This window comes from Formosa sp. Hel3_A1_48 (assembly GCF_001735715.1).
GTDB lineage: Bacteria > Bacteroidota > Bacteroidia > Flavobacteriales > Flavobacteriaceae > UBA3537.
Genome location: NZ_CP017259.1, coordinates 46,277 through 61,855 on the forward strand (window position 1 = coordinate 46,277; position 15,579 = coordinate 61,855).

A 15,579-nucleotide genomic window follows, 5' to 3' on the forward strand; every position below is an offset into this window, starting at 1 on the left:
GATTAGGTCAAATACAACACCTAAAAGACAATTCTTGTGCCAATCTACTGATGAAGTAAACTTTTATTAACGAACATATTTTGTTCTCTTGAGCTTAAAGAGACACAGAAAGGCCATGAAAAAGAAACCGGCAAGAGCTAAGACAGAATATTGCATCGATCCTGTGATGGCGATGAGTAAACCAAAAACAATCATTCCAAGGACAATAGCGATTTTTTCGGTTACATCATAAAAACTAAAGTAGGTGGCGTGGTCTTGTGTTTCGGGTAATAACTTAGAATAGGTAGAGCGTGTTAAGGACTGGGTTGCACCCAAAACAAAACCTAAGACAATGCCCATTGCATAGAAATAATTATCAACATTGGGTTGGTCTTTATCTAAAACAAAAGCTATAAAACAGACTAACCCCCAAATACATAGCGTAATTTTAAGGGTTGAAATATTGCCAATTCTATCGGAAAGTTTTGAAAAAAGATAAGCGCCAAAGATTGCAACAATTTGAACGATTAGAATAGTTAATATCAAATTAAATGTTGGCAGGCCTAATTCTTCACTACCAAAAATACCAGCCATTAATATGATGGTTTGAACTCCGACACTCAGAAAAAAGAAAGCCATTAAAAAATATTTCAGGTGGCTTTGTGAATTTAAAGACTTAAAAACTGATTTTAATTCCAAAAAACCATTCCATATGTATTCCTTATCAGATTTTTGATTAAGTTCATTTTTTGGAAGACGCTTGTAAGTAATTTGGGCAAAACCAAACCACCAAACCCCTACCAATGCAAATGTAATTCGTGGCGCAAACGTTGGGTCAGTAATTCCAAACCATTCTGGTTTTTGAACCAAAACAAGACTAAAAATCAACAATAAAACTGAGCCAACATAACCATAAATAAATCCTTTGGCACTTACCGCATCCTGTTGTTCAGGATAAGCAACTTCAGGCAAATATGCGTTGTAAAAAACAATACTGCCCCAAAACCCAATACTGGCAAAGACAGTGCATAAAAGAGCTATCCAAAGCGTGGACTCGCCTTTAAAGAAAAATAGGGAAATAACTGAGATGGATCCCAATAAGCAAAAACGCTTTAGAAACTTTAGTTTATCGCCTGTATAATCTGCAATACCAGAAAGTATTGGAGAAATAAATGCTACAATTAAAAAAGAAAAAGCTAAGGTGTAGTCGTATAAAGTTGTGGGGTTCCAAAGTGCTCCTAAAAAACCTATTTTACCCTCAATATTAGCAAAAGAGCTCGCCATACTGCTGTAGTAAATTGGAAAGACCGCTGTACTTATCACTAGTGGATAAACTGAGTTGGCCCAATCATAAAAAGCCCAAGCATTGATGAGCTTTTTACTACCTCTTTCAAGTTTCTTCATAAAAAAGCTGCTTTTTTATAAGCAGCTTACAATTTAGTTAATTATTTTAATATAGTTCAATTTTGTCTAAATTGAGTAACCCCAAATTTTTCTGCTTCAGCTTTTGCTTTTGGAGCCAGTGCTGAAAGATTATCAATTCGTGAATCGTTTGACGGATGGGTACTTAAAAATTCTGGTGGTCCTTTTTTACCACTTTTACTGGCTTTCATACGCTCCCAAAGCTTAGAAGCTTCGTAAGGATCGTACCCTGCTATAGCCATGATATAAACCCCAATTTTGTCGGCTTCAGATTCGTGTCCTCTGCTGAAGGGTAAAATACCTCCAACGGTTGTACCTACTCCATAAGCCATATTAAAAATATCTCTTTGTTTATCATCCTTAAAAGCAAAATTCCCTGCTGCTGCACCCGCTTGCTGGAGCAATCCTGCACTCATACGTTGCTGACCATGGTTTGCTAAGGCATGAGCTACTTCGTGCCCCATAATGGCAGCTACACCTGTTTCGGAAGATGCAATTGGCATAATACCTGTGTAGAACACGATTTTACCACCAGGCATACACCATGCATTCACCGTCTCGTCTTCAACCAAATTGTACTCCCATTTATAGTCTTTCAAATAACCAGGAAAATTATTTGCATCTAACCAACGTTTAGCAGCTATTGAAATACGTTGACCAACACGTTTTACCATGTCTGCTTCTGCAGTCCCAGTTACTACCTTGTTTTCAGAAAGAAATTGATTGTACTGTTCAAAAGCCATGGGCAAAATTTGTGAGTTAGGCACTAATGCCATGGTTTTCTTCCCTGTGAAAGGATTTGTAGCACATGAGATCACTACAAAAATCATTAAAAAAAATAAAAAATAAGTTTTCATACATTAATATTAAGTATCAAGAAGTATTCCATTGTAAAACACGACAAACAGGTAATAGTCACAAAGTTTTGTGAAAAAATATAATTTAATTCTAAAAATAGCTAATTTTAATAAATAAAACTTACCCATGTATTATAAAAATTTAACCTTCATTCTCATCAGTGTTTTGTTAGTGTCCTGCAAGTCCGAAGCCCAAAAAAAGGAAGCCTTTAAGATACAAAAAACAGAGATTGAGTGGAAAAAACAGCTCACAGAAATGCAGTATTATGTGTTGCGTCAAGAAGGTACTGAGCGAGCTTTTTCCAGCCCATTGGACAAAAATTACAGCCCAGGAGTCTATGCTTGTGCGGCTTGCGCTACCCCACTTTTCATAAGTGAACACAAATACAACTCGGGCTCGGGATGGCCAAGTTTTGACCGCGAAATAAAAGGAAATGTCGCTTTTTCTATTGATTACAACATAGGGGTTGCACGAACTGAAGAGCACTGTGCAACTTGTGGTGGACACTTAGGACATGTTTTTAACGACGGGCCAAGAGAAACCACTGGAAAACGTCATTGCATCAACGGTGCAGCACTAAAATTTATAGCCAAAAAATGAATCAAAACAAAACTTTAAAATCAGAAGAGGACTGGAAAAAAGAGCTCAATGAAGCTCAATATACCATTCTTCGAAAAAAAGGGACCGAAAGACCTCATACAGGCCAATATAACATGCATTTCGAAAATGGAATTTACCATTGTGCAGGTTGCAAATCACCATTGTTTAAAAGCCAAACAAAATTTGACGCAGGCTGTGGATGGCCAAGTTTTGATGCTTCCATCAAAGGAAATATTAGCTATGTTCTAGATAAAAGTCATGGTATGATGCGTACAGAAATCGTTTGTTCTTCTTGTGAGGGCCACTTAGGGCATGTGTTTAACGACGGGCCAACGGAAACTGGAACCCGCTACTGTGTGAATTCTTTGAGTTTGACTTTTAAAAATTCTCAATAGGGCAAATATCTGTAGCTACTTTAGTTCATTTCTTTTTTATTTATAGATTTAGGTTTTGTAAATTTGCAACTTCTAACAACTAAAGGACTGTACCTATGAGTAAATATGATGTGATTGTTTTGGGAAGTGGACCAGGCGGGTATGTAACTGCAATTCGCGCTTCTCAATTGGGGCTTAAAACTGCTGTTATTGAAAAAGAAAGTCTTGGAGGCGTATGTCTGAATTGGGGCTGTATCCCCACCAAAGCACTTTTAAAATCTGCACAAGTTTTCGAATACCTTAAGCATGCAGGAGATTATGGCCTGAAAGTAAGTGAATACGACAAAGATTTTGATGCTGTAGTCAACAGAAGTCGTAATGTGGCTGAAGGCATGAGCAAAGGCGTTCAATTTTTAATGAAAAAAAATAAAATTGACGTCATTTCTGGATACGGTAAACTAAAAGCTGGTAAAAAAGTTGATGTTGATGGTACAGAGTACAGCGCAGATCATATCATTATAGCTACAGGAGCGCGCTCTCGTGAACTTCCAAGTTTAGCTCAAGATGGAGAGAAAGTGATTGGCTACCGAAAAGCAATGACGTTGGAAAAGCAACCAAAAAAACTTATCATTGTTGGTTCTGGAGCAATTGGAGTTGAATTTGCCTATTTCTACAATGCAATGGGTACTGAAGTAACTGTAGTTGAATACATGCCTCGAATTGTTCCCGTTGAGGATGAAGATGTCTCTAAGCAACTTGAACGTTCGTTTAAGAAAAGTGGAATTACAATTATGACTTCTACTGAGGTCACTGCCGTTGATACATCTGGGAAAGGAGTAAAAGCAACTGTAAAAACCAAAAAAGGAGAAGAAACTCTTGAAGCAGACATCGTACTTTCTGCTGTTGGAATAAAAACTAATATTGAAAACATAGGCTTGGAGGATGTAGGTATAGTAACTGATCGCGATAAAATTCTAGTCAATGATTTTTACCAAACCAATATACCAGGCTATTATGCCATTGGCGATGTTACGCCTGGACCAGCCCTAGCCCATGTCGCTTCTGCTGAAGGGATTTTATGCGTTGAGAAAATCGCTGGACACCATATTGAGGCTTTAGATTACGGTAATATTCCGGGCTGTACCTATTGCAGCCCCGAAATAGCTAGTGTTGGATTGACTGAAGCACAAGCCAAAGAACAAGGAATTGACATAAAAGTAGGTAAATTTCCATTTTCAGCTTCTGGAAAAGCAAGTGCTGGTGGAAATACAGAAGGTTTTGTAAAAGTTATTTTTGATGCCAAATATGGTGAATGGCTGGGCTGTCATATGGTTGGCGCAGGTGTAACTGATATGATTGCTGAAGCAGTATTGGGTCGAAAATTAGAAACTACTGGCCACGAAGTTCTTAAAACGGTTCATCCTCATCCAACAATGAGTGAAGCAGTGATGGAAGCTGTTGCAGATGCTTATGATGAAGTCATACACATCTAATTAAAACCTGAACAAATAACAAAGGCGGTCTTTTGACCGTCTTTTTTTATGTAAAACTTTGAAGCGCCAAAGAATAACTTCCAAGACCAAATCCTAAGATAACTCCTTTAGCGTTGGGTGAAATAAAAGAATGGTGACGAAATTCTTCTCTATTGTATGTATTTGAGATATGAACTTCTATAACAGGAGAAGAAATTCCTTTAACAGCATCACCAATACCGACAGAAGTATGCGTGTAGGCAGCAGCATTAAGAATAATGCCGTCATATGAAAAGCCAACTTCATGTAACTTATCAATCAACTCCCCTTCAATATTGGACTGAAAATATTCAATTTTAAACTGAGGGTATTGAGATTTTAATGTTTCAAAAAAATCTTCAAACGTTTCGGAACCGTAAATTTCTGGCTCGCGCTTACCTAACAAGTTGAGATTAGGACCATTGATAATGATAATTTTTTTCATGTGGTAAAAATACAAAAGTTATGGCATAAAAAAAGCGATGCCGAAGCACCGCTTTTAAATTTATTGTTAAGCAAGTTTTAGAAACTGTAAACAGCAGCTAACATAAATGCTGTTTTACCACCAACAGCATCATTATCGTTATCTGTGAAAATATCCTCACTAGCAGAATCTAATCTTAACTCTGGGATGATTGTAAGATCTCCAACTGAGTAGTTAGCAGTCAATGTTGGTGTAAATACATTTAAGTCATCACCAACAATTGAATCTTTAATCATCATATACTCTAAACGAAGACCCCAAGACAAGTTATCTGACGACTTAATTTGAGGGTAAGCAGATATAGATGTGAATGATTCACCCAAAGCAAAACCTTCGTCACCGAAATCAGCATTATGCACGTTTAACTTTACATTGATGTTTCCAAGATTAACTGCAGTTTTGAAATCGATGTAGGTTCTTTCTTGGCTACTAGCAAAAGAAATACCTGTATCACCTTTAGAAATACCAGCAGCGATAGAATAATCACCAGTAGTATTACCAGTTACTACATCTGTTGGATTCATAACAGCAACACCAAAATTGAAATCGTTGCCAAGGTCAAACTGACCTACTAAACCATTCCAGTTACGAGCAGAATACGTAAACATGTGCGACATACTGTAGTGGAAATTGTTAGCAGCAGAGATTCTTTCATAACCCATCCAAGAGTTGAAACGACCCATCATTAAACTAACTTTTTCGTTAACATTCCAGTAAACATATGCTTCGTTTACTACGCCACCGTTCCACTCATCCGCTCTAGGTCCGTAAGCCATATCGGCTACAAAACCAACTTTTTCTCCTTCATAAGAAAGAGTTACATTGGCCATACCTAATGAGAATCCAGAATCATTAGCGAAAGCACTGTAATCTCCAGTACCATCTTCATCATTAGCTGATGTTAAATTTGCTCTGTAATAAGCATCTACTGAACCAGATACATTGAACTTTGGTTCTTCCTCTTGACCGAATGTTAAACCAACAACGGCTAGAGACATTAAAGTAATTAATTTTTTCATAATTAATTTTTTTTTGTTTATGATTAATGGTACAAAGCTATATAAAATAATTAACGGATTGGCATAAAATCCAATTTTTTTTTTATTTCAACGGTAAAATCGTGCACTTTATGGATTTTTTAAGAAGGAATAGAGGAAAGCGGGTGTTGTAATTATTTTAACTAAATTTTAGCAAATATTGGCTTAAATATCCGAAATTTGCAGCTGTTTAACAGCATACATAAAAAAATAATTTACCATGAAAAACAAACTAACCCTTCATTTTTTATTGCTTTTTGCAATAGTTTTTGCGCAAAACCCCACATCCTACTCTAACAATATAGATGCAAACGGATTAAAAGACAAACTATACACCTACGCCTCTGACAAGTTTAAAGGCAGAGAAGCTGGAACAGAAGGTGAACTTATTGCTGTAGAATACCTCAAAAATAAATACCAAGCCTTGGGAATAAGCCCAGCACAAGCCAATGGAGATTATTTTCAAAATGTACCCTTAAAAGTAATAAAGACACCCAAAGTAAACATCTCAATCGATGGAGCTAATTACATATATTACGATGATTTTATAGCGGTTTCTTCAGGAGAAACAACCACTATTGAAGTTGATGAGTTTACTTTTGCCGGATACGGTATAAAAAGCACACTATATAATGACTACGAAAATTTGGATGTTAGCGGGAAGCTTGTTGTCGCTATTAAAGGAGAGCCAAAAGACGAAGATGGAAAATATCTAGTGACTAGATCTAAAGACAGATCCAAATGGTCTAATGGCCGACAATCATTAAGTTCTAAAAGAAATATTGCTAAAGAATTGGGTGCTAAAGCATTTATATTGATCGACCAAGCCATGTTCAAGCGTTATTCGTCTTATTATAAAGCCGTTGAAGAACGCGGTGGGGAAAGTACTTTAGCGTTAGATGTAGACTCAAAATCCTATTACGGCTTTTTGGGTGGTAAAAAACTGGGAGATCAACTGATTCAAAGTTCTAATGGAACTTTCAAAAAGGATATTAAAATTACATTCAATAATAGTTCAGAACCCATAACATCAAAAAATGTAGTTGCAATACTCCCCGGAACAGAGAAGCCTGATGAATACATAATTTTATCCGCCCATTTAGACCACATTGGAATGCACGATGGTGAAGTTTTTAATGGTGCAGATGATGATGGGTCTGGCACCGTAGCGATTCTTGAAATAGCAGAGGCATTTAAAGCAGCGGCAGAAAATGGTGAAGGCCCAAAGCGCTCTATTGTTTTTTTACACGTTACAGCTGAAGAGAAAGGATTGTTGGGCTCTCAGTACTACACAGACTATAACCCAGTCGTATCTCTAGAAAACACAGTAGCTAATCTCAATATAGATATGATTGGAAGAATTGATCCAAAAAGGAAGAATGGAAAACGGAATTATATTTACCTTATTGGAAGTGACAAATTAAGCACGGATTTGCATAACATCTCTGAGGAAGTCAATAAAAAGTACAGTAACATTGAATTAGATTATACTTATAATGATGAAAATGACCCCAATCGTTTTTACTACCGATCTGATCACTACAATTTTGCCAAAAACAATATTCCTATTATATTTTATTTCAACGGAACGCATGCCGATTACCATAGAGCTACGGACACGCCAGATAAAATTCAATATGATTTACTAGAAAACAGAACACGTCTTGTTTTTTATACCGCTTGGGAACTGGCCAATAGAGCTGACCGCATTGTCGTCGATAAGGCTTCAAAATAATTGGTTTCTAATTAATAAACCAAAAAAGCTTCTCCAAATGGAGAAGCTTTTTATTTTGGGGTGGAAGATCGGTCTCGAACCGACGACCTCCTGAACCACAATCAGGCGCTCTAACCACATAATCACTTGATTTTAAAACACTTAAAGATGCATAAACTAAATGTCTGTCAAAAGTGTGTCAAAAATGAGTGTTAAATACCCTAAAATTAAGTCTGATAACAAGCAACGTTTCTATGTAGTGTTTTATAATAATGGTAAGCGCTATAGGTTGTTTAATGGTTCAAAAATTAATTCTAATCTCTATCCTAATTCGTACCCTGTAGCTAAACGCTATGAGATAGCACAACTATTAGCCGCAGAGGTGTTTAAGTTTATTTCAAGTGGTTTATGTATTCAAGACCCTATAAGAGTTATATGTAAGTCTGATAAGCAGTATTTAAAGTTAGCATTAGACAACAAAATAAAAGGGGAATATTCAGACAAATACAAGTCTATGTTGAGGTTTGCTTATGATGGATTAGTGTCTTACTTAATAGATGAAAATATCACTTCTAACAACGTTAAATCCTATCTTAATCAATATGCTTTAGGCGTGTCGTATAACACCATTAAACGCCACTTAAATGTGCTTATAAATGAAGCAAGGAACATAGGTATGAATAGCAATCCTATGGAAAGCATAAAAGCCAAGAAAACAAAGGCTAAACTGCACAAACCTTACAAGGATATAAACCTCATCCTTAATGAGATTAAGTTGTTTAGTGATAACTTGTATTTGTGTTGTTTAATGACCTATGGATGTTTGTTAAGACCACATAGAGAAATAAGGGAATTAAAGTGGTCTGACTTTAGTGATGATTTAGGTTATATTCATTTATCGGGTCATAGAAACAAATCGGGTAAAAACAGAATAGTTCCTGTGCCTATTTACATAAGAGAATTGCTTGTTAAAGGACAACCTCAACACAATATATTTACAGATACTATAAGACCTTTAAATGAAGACTATTTTAAGACACTTTGGGGGCGTTTTAAGAGGGTTTCTAAACTGCTTGAGCAAGACCAAACACTCTACTCTTTTAGACACACAGGGGCTATAGAAATATTCAAGCGTACAGGTTCAATAACCAAGCTACAGAAAGCTATGGGTCATTCGTCAATAAATGTGTCTTTGACTTACTTAAGAGGTTTAGAAATAGCAGAATTGAAAGAGGAAGATATGCCTATGATTTAGATTTTGATTTTAGTGGAATTAATTTTAAGCAATGTGTTTCCGTCTTTGTCTTTCATAATAATTTCTGAATTAATAACTTCTTCTGATGCAATACTTTCAATAATTTGACCAACGATTCCATTTCCCGAAAAATCTATAAAATCCCAAGTCATAGTTTTGTCTTTCTTATTCCATTCTCCAATCCAAAAAGTATTAGCACCATCATTTTTAAATTCCCATCTATTGAATTTTTTTGAGTTTTGGTCGTAACAAATAATATGTTTTGATGTGTTATCTCCATTATTAATGTTTATCTCAAGGTAATTGTTGGAAAGTATTAAACTTGAGCTTGTTCTCCCACGAGTTTTAACGCTTTCTCGTATCCATACAGATTCTTCAAAAACTGCACTGTTTTTCCATTGCCCTTCCCATTTTGTCAAAACATCGAATACTTCATTAACAGATAATGACTGGGCATTGGAGTAAGTAATGCCTAAAACAATTAAAGCTAACAACAAAAATTTCTTCATAATTAAAATGTTTATATTCTCAAATGTAAGAAATATAAGTCTAATCTACTTAAGAGGTTTAGAAATAGCAGAACTGAAAGAGGAAGATATGCCTATGGTTTAGGTTTTGTAAGTTTTTCCCAAATAAACTTAACAACTTTATACGAAAGCCAAAAACTAATTAAACCCCCAATTCCCGTTATTGGACCAATTCCAAGTGTTCCAAATCTTTCAGCATAAATTATCATATTTATTAGAATGAATAGCCATAGAAATAAAAAATAAAAAATAATATACAGTATAATACTCAGAATAATTAACAGTGCTTTTTTCATAGTGTGAAAGTTTCAAATGTATTTAAAAATTGTTTGTGATAATTAGAAAAGTTTTCAGGGAATGTACTTCCCAACAAAGTATATAATTTGTCTCCTTTAACAAATTGAACAACAACGTTTGTAACTCTAACATTATTGGCATAATAATCCCCACTGTAAATAGAGTAGAAACAATAGCCTAAATTTTTGAAGTACATTTTTTCTTTGATTTGAACCTTAAAATTATTGAACATCATTGAAGAAGCTTTCTCAAACTTGTCAGTTTTTAGCATTTCAGCAATGTAGGTGTTATTTGAAAATGTTGAAAAAGACCAATCATCAGAGTATCGTAATTCAATCATACTTTCGATATCTCCATTAACATATTTAGATGCTGTTAATAAATTATATCCATCTTTATAAACTTCGGTTTCAAAACCTGAAGGTAGTTTAATATCAAATTTAGGATATGGGTCTTTACCACAAGATAAAATTGAAACTGACATTAATAATACAAACAAGTTTTTCATATGTTAAATATAATTAAAATAAGTCTAACCTACTTACGTGGTTTAGAAATAGCTGAACTGAAAGAAGAAGATATGCCTATGGTTTGTAAGTAAATTACTACAAAATGTACATATCTCGTAAATAAGTTTTAGGTGTTTTACAGGTAAGATTACTTGATAATGTGCGAAAAATCTACTAACTTTACACAAGCTTTTATATGAAAGTCTTAATATAATCAGCTTTCTAAACAGACTTTATATTTCATTTACGGGGCGTTTCAGACGCCCATCTAAACATAACTTCAGAAATATAAAAAGACTTAAAATCTACTATACAGGATAACTATGTTTTATTATTAAATATTGGACTTTATATTAAGATTTTAGTTGTTTAAGTACGGCGGTTTTAGACCGCCTTATATCTTTAAAACACAAAATTATCTCTAAATATTTATATACTTATAACATAAAATAACATAGTGTAGAAATGTGATTAAGAATTGATTTCTTTAATCATTGCAACCATCCAAATAGAAACACAGACACTAACAAAGATTGAAAATAAACATACAATATGACAAGCATCCATAAACAACTATTTATTTCAAGTTACAACAAATAAAATAAATATGCCCTTTAATAGTAAAACAGCAAGTAAAGCAGGTAAGATTAGCAAAAGAGGTAAATCATTAAATATAGACTTAAGAAACGACCTTAAAACACTAATAACACATATCTTAAAAGACCTTGACTACAACACATTAAACAACTCACAAAAACTAAAGCTATTAGACATAGCCTTAAAACATTCATTACCTAAACAATCTATAGAACAACATATAGTTGAAGACATACCACAAGACATAAAAATCACTATTGTAGATAGTAATGGAAACGAAAAGGTAAACAGAAAAAGTTTAGACAACTTTAAGTTTAAAGATTTAGCAGGGTAAACAAACAATGGAAACTATAAAGTAGAAGCTTTGCCAATTAGTAGAGTTGAGAAGTTTAAAACAATCTAATTCTAATATAATTAGTTCTGCTAATTCTTAAATCAAAGTATAGTCCGTAGTAATTTATGAAGTTAACTATATGAATAAGTTTATACATCAAACAGGGTTTAATTAAACCTTACAGCACTGAAACTTATTTTTATTGGAACAGGAATGTCGTGATTTGTATCAGAACTTGTCCAACCATTAGCTATGAAATAAAGTACCCCCTCATATGAGCCAGAAAGATTATCGCCATCAAATAAAATAGGGTTACTTGGTGGCGTCCCAATACTTGACAATGTAATATTTGATATTTTACCAACTACACCCTCTGAAATTGCATCAATAGCATTCATAGTAGTGTTTTCAACGAAATTACTGCCAGTTAAGGTAAAATTGTTTTGTTCTGCATAATTGTATAAAAAAGAACCTTGATTTACAGCATCTATAAATTCAATTCTACCATTATTGTTACTACCTAATTGAGGATTATTAATTAACAACATTATTTGAAGTGGTTGACCAGAAACATAATCACTTGCAGAAGCATCACTTAATCTAAATATTACACCTTGAGTACCTCCAACTAATGACGCTGAACACGAGTTTTGCCCATTGGTGCTTATTTCAGTATTAATGCCTTGTATTCGGTGAACTTCATTTCCAATCTCAATTTCAAAGAAATATTGACCGTCAGGAACATTATTATCATCATTCGTATCCGAACTATCATCACTACTACAAGCGAAGATTAATAAAGCGGAGAGTAAGAGTAGTTTTTTCATTTAGTTTTTATTTAGCTGCAATATAGTGTACCATATAATAGGTTTGTTTAAAATAATCTACGCTATATGTAATAAAAATAGGACTTTCAAGCGTATTAAAAATAGTTTTACCGTTAGCAATGAAAGGTTCAACTCCAATTGAAGATTTTTGCCTTTCAATTTCAAGTTCAAGTTCTCTTTCGGCAGAATATTGAGTTGGAAATGCTGTCATTGTCATTATACCATTTAAAACTCTATTTTTAAACAAGAAAGACAACCTACTTCCGTCCTCAACACAATAAGTTATTATTTCATTATTTGTAACTTCACAAGCTGGAATTGAAAATGAATTTTTTACTTCAGAAAAAGATTTTTTCCCCAAATCAGTCACATCAACTTGCCCATATCCAAAAGTGAAGATTAAAAAAGCGGAGATTAAGAGTAGTTTTTTCATTTGGTTAATATTTAAGATTTTGGTTTATGTTGATAGCATTGATAGTCGTTTGAATTACTTACACATCTTTTACAACGCTTCTCCGTTGATTTAGCAATAGCATTACATTGTCGGTATTTACATTCTAAAAAATAATCTTCTTCAACTTGATTAATTTCCTCAAACGAGTTTATAGAAAGCAAAAAGAATGATGCTCCAAAAATTAAAAGTAATTTTCTCATAGTGTATAATTTACAAGTGCAACTAAAGTACAAAATAAATACAAGTTGTTTACTACAAGTATAGTAATTGTTAGCGCAGTTGCTTTGGAACAAAGCGTGTTGAGAAAACAACTAAAAGCCAATGTCTGTCAAATGTCTGTCAGTTTTTAGTAGATTTGAAGTGTTCTTTGAGATGTTTAAAATGAAAGTCGTGAAGTGCTTTTAGGTGCTTTTCGAAACTGGTTAGAGAAGAAAAAAGTCCTCTCTTGCGAAAGGACTTTTAATGGGTGGAAGATCGGTCTCGAACCGACGACCTCCTGAACCACAATCAGGCGCTCTAACCAACTGAGCTACAACCACCGTTTATCACATAAAAATGCGTGTGCAAATGTAGCGCATTTATGATTTTATACAAAGATTTTTTTTTAATTTATTTTAGATCAAATATAGATTCAACTGCCAAAAGACGGTCGCTAGTAAAGCCTTCTGCATAGCTGGTATTTACCAATCGACCTAAATCAGCAGCTCTATATCGTACACTTTCTATGAAATTTTTTGTCGATATAGGTGTTTCTGGAGCCTTACTGTTTGGGTCGAAAAACTGAGATGCATATGCTGCAACTGATGCCATTTTTACGTCTATAGTACTGCTAATATCAACTACAAAGTCTGGAGTGATGTTTTTCCATTGGATATAGCTATACACTGCATTCGGGCGCCAAGACTCTTGCAACCCCCCGCTCGTGTCTAGAGTTTCAATTTTAAGCAAACCGCTCAAAAAGCAAGCATCACGTACTAAAGCACTCGATTTGGCATGATCTGAATGTCGGTCATCTATAGCATTACAAAAAACAATTTCAGGTTGGTATTGACGTATTTTCTTGATGATTTCCAGCTGATTTTCTTTGGTATTGAATACAAAACCGTCTGGAAACTCTAAATTTTCCCTTTTATGTACTCCAAGAATTTTGGCAGCAGTACTCGCCTCTTCTTTTCGAATTTCAACCGATCCTCTTGTACCAAGTTCTCCTCGAGTCAAATCTATGATAACTACGGTTTTTCCTTCATTAATGGCTTTATGAAGTGTACCGCCACAGCTCAATTCAACATCGTCAGGATGGGCGCCAAAGGCTAAAATATCTACTTTCATGCGATTTATTTTTGATTGCTGCAATCAATTGCGCGTTCAATATCGTGAATTAAATCTTTTTTTGATTCAATTCCAAGAGAAAAACGGATCAACTGACTGGAAATCCCCTGTGCTAATCGGTCCGATTCAGAAAGTAAAGCATGTGAAGTTAAAGCAGGTAAAATCATTGTACTCTCTACTCCAGCCAAACTCATAGAGGGTTTTATCAGTTGTAAAGATTTCAAAAACAAAACCGTATCGTATTCTTTAGATAGTTCGAAAGACAACATTGCTCCAAATCCTTTCATTTGAATTTTGGCCAATTGATGTTGTTCGTGCGAAACTAAGCCAGGGTAGTATACTTTTTTTACAGCAGGGTGTTTTTCTAAAAAACGTGCAATTTTTTTAGCATTCTTTTGTTGGGCTCTTACCCGAATTGCCAAAGTTTTCATACTTCGCTCCAGCAACCATACGGTTTGATCACTGAGGTTTCCACCAAAATCTTTAGCTAGATTCCAAATTTTACCCATAATATCTTTAGAGGCAGCAACGGCACCAGCAGAAATATCACTATGTCCACCAAAATACTTTGTGGCAGAATGAATTACAATATCTACACCTAAGGTTATTGGTTTCTGAACAATAGGTGTTGCAAAAGTGTTATCGATAGCGGTGGTGATCTGCTTTGATTTTGCAAGCTTTGCCACTGCAAACAAATCAACAAGTTTCAGAAGAGGGTTTGAAGGCGATTCTAAATAAATAAGCTTTGTGTTGTCTTGCACACATGCTTCAAATGAATTAGCAGATAAATCTTTAGTAAAAGTATAGGCTATTCCGTAAGAATTAAAATGCGCTTCGATAAAATTTCGAGTGCCACCATAGATGTCATTTTGTATCACCGCATGATCTCCTGACTTTAACAAGGTGAGCATCACAGCGGAAATGGCAGCCATGCCAGATGAAAAAAGCATTCCAGCTTCAGCTTCTTCTAATGCGGCCACTTTCTTGCCTAAGAATTCTTGATTCGGTGTGTTGAAATAGCGCGGATAACGTTTTGGATCCTGATCTAAAAAATTGTAAGAAGTTGACATATAGACAGGAGAAACTGCCCCATTGAAGACAGGATCATCCACAGCACCAGTGTGGGTGCAAATGGTACGTTCACCTAGTTTGTTTTTTGACATTAAAAGTGTTTGTTAAACGCTATTTGTTATCTAAATCGTTGAACTGCTTAATAAGAACAAATGCCCATATAGCAACACAAACAGAAACGAAAATGGAAAAATATAATACGATGTCGTTAGCGGCCAAGGCGAAAGAGTTTAAAAAATATCATTAGACCAACAAGCATAGGCGCCCAGATCCCTACAAAAATTCCGTGTAATTGGTCTCCCGAAAAGAAAAGATATTCAGAGACTATAATAATTAGAACACACAACAGCAATAAGAGCGCGTTGGTGATTCCTAATAGTTTTACAAATTTCATTGAAGC

17 protein-coding genes and 1 tRNA gene are annotated in these 15,579 nt (G+C 34.8%); 6 read left to right on the top strand and 12 right to left on the bottom strand.

The features are described from left to right. Positions 1–66: 66 nt before the first annotated feature. Both FORMA_RS00230 and FORMA_RS00235 read right to left on the bottom strand, forming a co-directional pair. Positions 67–1,383, bottom strand: coding sequence for an MFS transporter (locus FORMA_RS00230; protein WP_069673772.1), 1,317 nt, complete (start codon positions 1,381–1,383; stop codon positions 67–69). A 56-nt stretch (positions 1,384–1,439) separates the two neighbouring features. Further along, complete coding sequence (locus tag FORMA_RS00235; protein WP_069673773.1) at positions 1,440–2,258, bottom strand: M48 family metallopeptidase; 819 nt, start codon at positions 2,256–2,258, stop codon at positions 1,440–1,442. Positions 2,259–2,385: 127 nt separating this feature from the next. On the opposite strand from FORMA_RS00235, the gene msrB (FORMA_RS00240) reads away from it, so the two are divergent. The 3 genes from msrB (FORMA_RS00240) to lpdA all read left to right on the top strand — a co-directional run bounded on the left by msrB (FORMA_RS00240) (position 2,386) and on the right by lpdA (position 4,726). Beyond that, on the top strand, positions 2,386–2,859 hold the full coding sequence (gene msrB / locus FORMA_RS00240; protein WP_069673774.1) for a peptide-methionine (R)-S-oxide reductase MsrB: 474 nt from the start codon (positions 2,386–2,388) through the stop codon (positions 2,857–2,859). Beyond that, a complete protein-coding gene (gene msrB / locus FORMA_RS00245) occupies positions 2,856–3,254 on the top strand; it encodes a peptide-methionine (R)-S-oxide reductase MsrB (protein WP_069673775.1) in 399 nt (132 codons plus the stop codon). The genes msrB (FORMA_RS00240) and msrB (FORMA_RS00245) overlap by 4 nt, the downstream gene beginning before the upstream one ends. 95 nt (positions 3,255–3,349) lie before the next feature. Beyond that, on the top strand, positions 3,350–4,726 hold the full coding sequence (gene lpdA / locus FORMA_RS00250) for a dihydrolipoyl dehydrogenase (protein WP_069673776.1): 1,377 nt from the start codon (positions 3,350–3,352) through the stop codon (positions 4,724–4,726). 46 nt (positions 4,727–4,772) lie between these two features. Here the strand turns inward: lpdA and aroQ are convergent, their stop codons facing one another. Further along, entirely contained in the window at positions 4,773–5,189 is a 417-nt protein-coding gene (gene aroQ / locus FORMA_RS00255; protein WP_069673777.1) for a type II 3-dehydroquinate dehydratase, read from the bottom strand. Between the two features lie 77 nt (positions 5,190–5,266). Then, the gene (locus FORMA_RS00260; RefSeq protein WP_083236529.1) at positions 5,267–6,247 is read right to left on the bottom strand and encodes an outer membrane beta-barrel protein; all 981 of its coding nucleotides are present in this window, start codon (positions 6,245–6,247) and stop codon (positions 5,267–5,269) included. Positions 6,248–6,485: 238 nt separating this feature from the next. Between FORMA_RS00260 and FORMA_RS00265 the strand changes: the two genes are divergently transcribed. Together FORMA_RS00265 and FORMA_RS00270 are read left to right on the top strand one after the other, a co-directional pair. After that, positions 6,486–8,000 carry a M28 family peptidase gene (locus FORMA_RS00265; RefSeq protein ID WP_069673778.1) on the top strand — a complete coding sequence of 505 codons (1,515 nt, stop codon included), beginning with the start codon at positions 6,486–6,488 and terminating at the stop codon, positions 7,998–8,000. Positions 8,001–8,184: 184 nt separating this feature from the next. Next, entirely contained in the window at positions 8,185–9,234 is a 1,050-nt protein-coding gene (locus FORMA_RS00270) for a tyrosine-type recombinase/integrase (RefSeq protein ID WP_197500767.1), read from the top strand. Here the strand turns inward: FORMA_RS00270 and FORMA_RS00275 are convergent. Continuing rightward, positions 9,231–9,743, bottom strand: a complete 513-nt coding sequence (locus FORMA_RS00275; protein WP_069673780.1) for a hypothetical protein — start codon at positions 9,741–9,743, stop codon at positions 9,231–9,233. The genes FORMA_RS00270 and FORMA_RS00275 overlap by 4 nt on opposite strands. A gap of 310 nt (positions 9,744–10,053) precedes the next feature. Beyond that, positions 10,054–10,542, bottom strand: coding sequence for a hypothetical protein (locus FORMA_RS00285; RefSeq protein ID WP_157505998.1), 489 nt, complete (start codon positions 10,540–10,542; stop codon positions 10,054–10,056). Positions 10,543–11,174: 632 nt separating this feature from the next. On the opposite strand from FORMA_RS00285, the gene FORMA_RS00290 reads away from it, so the two are divergent. Then, positions 11,175–11,498, top strand: coding sequence for a hypothetical protein (locus FORMA_RS00290; protein WP_069673783.1), 324 nt, complete (start codon positions 11,175–11,177; stop codon positions 11,496–11,498). 167 nt (positions 11,499–11,665) lie between these two features. Here the strand turns inward: FORMA_RS00290 and FORMA_RS00295 are convergent, their stop codons facing one another. From FORMA_RS00295 to FORMA_RS00325, 6 genes are all read right to left on the bottom strand, one after another. Continuing rightward, entirely contained in the window at positions 11,666–12,325 is a 660-nt protein-coding gene (locus FORMA_RS00295) for a hypothetical protein (protein ID WP_069673784.1), read from the bottom strand. A gap of 7 nt (positions 12,326–12,332) precedes the next feature. Further along, complete coding sequence (locus FORMA_RS00300; protein ID WP_069673785.1) at positions 12,333–12,758, bottom strand: hypothetical protein; 426 nt, start codon at positions 12,756–12,758, stop codon at positions 12,333–12,335. Positions 12,759–13,243: 485 nt separating this feature from the next. Next, a tRNA-His gene (locus FORMA_RS00310) sits at positions 13,244–13,319 on the bottom strand. Positions 13,320–13,388: 69 nt separating this feature from the next. Continuing rightward, entirely contained in the window at positions 13,389–14,108 is a 720-nt protein-coding gene (bshB1, locus tag FORMA_RS00315) for a bacillithiol biosynthesis deacetylase BshB1 (RefSeq protein WP_069675382.1), read from the bottom strand. Positions 14,109–14,113: 5 nt separating this feature from the next. Further along, the gene (locus FORMA_RS00320) at positions 14,114–15,271 is read right to left on the bottom strand and encodes a trans-sulfuration enzyme family protein (protein WP_069673787.1); all 1,158 of its coding nucleotides are present in this window, start codon (positions 15,269–15,271) and stop codon (positions 14,114–14,116) included. Positions 15,272–15,387: 116 nt separating this feature from the next. Continuing rightward, positions 15,388–15,573, bottom strand: a complete 186-nt coding sequence (locus tag FORMA_RS00325) for a hypothetical protein (RefSeq protein WP_069673788.1) — start codon at positions 15,571–15,573, stop codon at positions 15,388–15,390. Positions 15,574–15,579: the final 6 nt, after the last annotated feature.

Excerpts from the sequence above, each read along its gene's own strand:
- FORMA_RS00230 (WP_069673772.1), bottom strand. The coding sequence starts at position 1,383 with ATGAAGAAACTTGAAAGAGGTAGTAAAAAGCTCATCAATGCTTGGGCT.
- FORMA_RS00235 (WP_069673773.1), bottom strand. The coding sequence starts at position 2,258 with ATGAAAACTTATTTTTTATTTTTTTTAATGATTTTTGTAGTGATCTCA.
- msrB (WP_069673774.1), top strand. The coding sequence starts at position 2,386 with ATGTATTATAAAAATTTAACCTTCATTCTCATCAGTGTTTTGTTAGTG.
- msrB (WP_069673775.1), top strand. The coding sequence starts at position 2,856 with ATGAATCAAAACAAAACTTTAAAATCAGAAGAGGACTGGAAAAAAGAG.
- lpdA (WP_069673776.1), top strand. The coding sequence starts at position 3,350 with ATGAGTAAATATGATGTGATTGTTTTGGGAAGTGGACCAGGCGGGTAT.
- aroQ (WP_069673777.1), bottom strand. The coding sequence starts at position 5,189 with ATGAAAAAAATTATCATTATCAATGGTCCTAATCTCAACTTGTTAGGT.
- FORMA_RS00260 (WP_083236529.1), bottom strand. The coding sequence starts at position 6,247 with ATGAAAAAATTAATTACTTTAATGTCTCTAGCCGTTGTTGGTTTAACA.
- FORMA_RS00265 (WP_069673778.1), top strand. The coding sequence starts at position 6,486 with ATGAAAAACAAACTAACCCTTCATTTTTTATTGCTTTTTGCAATAGTT.
- FORMA_RS00270 (WP_197500767.1), top strand. The coding sequence starts at position 8,185 with ATGAGTGTTAAATACCCTAAAATTAAGTCTGATAACAAGCAACGTTTC.
- FORMA_RS00275 (WP_069673780.1), bottom strand. The coding sequence starts at position 9,743 with ATGAAGAAATTTTTGTTGTTAGCTTTAATTGTTTTAGGCATTACTTAC.
- FORMA_RS00285 (WP_157505998.1), bottom strand. The coding sequence starts at position 10,542 with ATGTCAGTTTCAATTTTATCTTGTGGTAAAGACCCATATCCTAAATTT.
- FORMA_RS00290 (WP_069673783.1), top strand. The coding sequence starts at position 11,175 with ATGCCCTTTAATAGTAAAACAGCAAGTAAAGCAGGTAAGATTAGCAAA.
- FORMA_RS00295 (WP_069673784.1), bottom strand. The coding sequence starts at position 12,325 with ATGAAAAAACTACTCTTACTCTCCGCTTTATTAATCTTCGCTTGTAGT.
- FORMA_RS00300 (WP_069673785.1), bottom strand. The coding sequence starts at position 12,758 with ATGAAAAAACTACTCTTAATCTCCGCTTTTTTAATCTTCACTTTTGGA.
- bshB1 (WP_069675382.1), bottom strand. The coding sequence starts at position 14,108 with ATGAAAGTAGATATTTTAGCCTTTGGCGCCCATCCTGACGATGTTGAA.
- FORMA_RS00320 (WP_069673787.1), bottom strand. The coding sequence starts at position 15,271 with ATGTCAAAAAACAAACTAGGTGAACGTACCATTTGCACCCACACTGGT.
- FORMA_RS00325 (WP_069673788.1), bottom strand. The coding sequence starts at position 15,573 with ATGAAATTTGTAAAACTATTAGGAATCACCAACGCGCTCTTATTGCTG.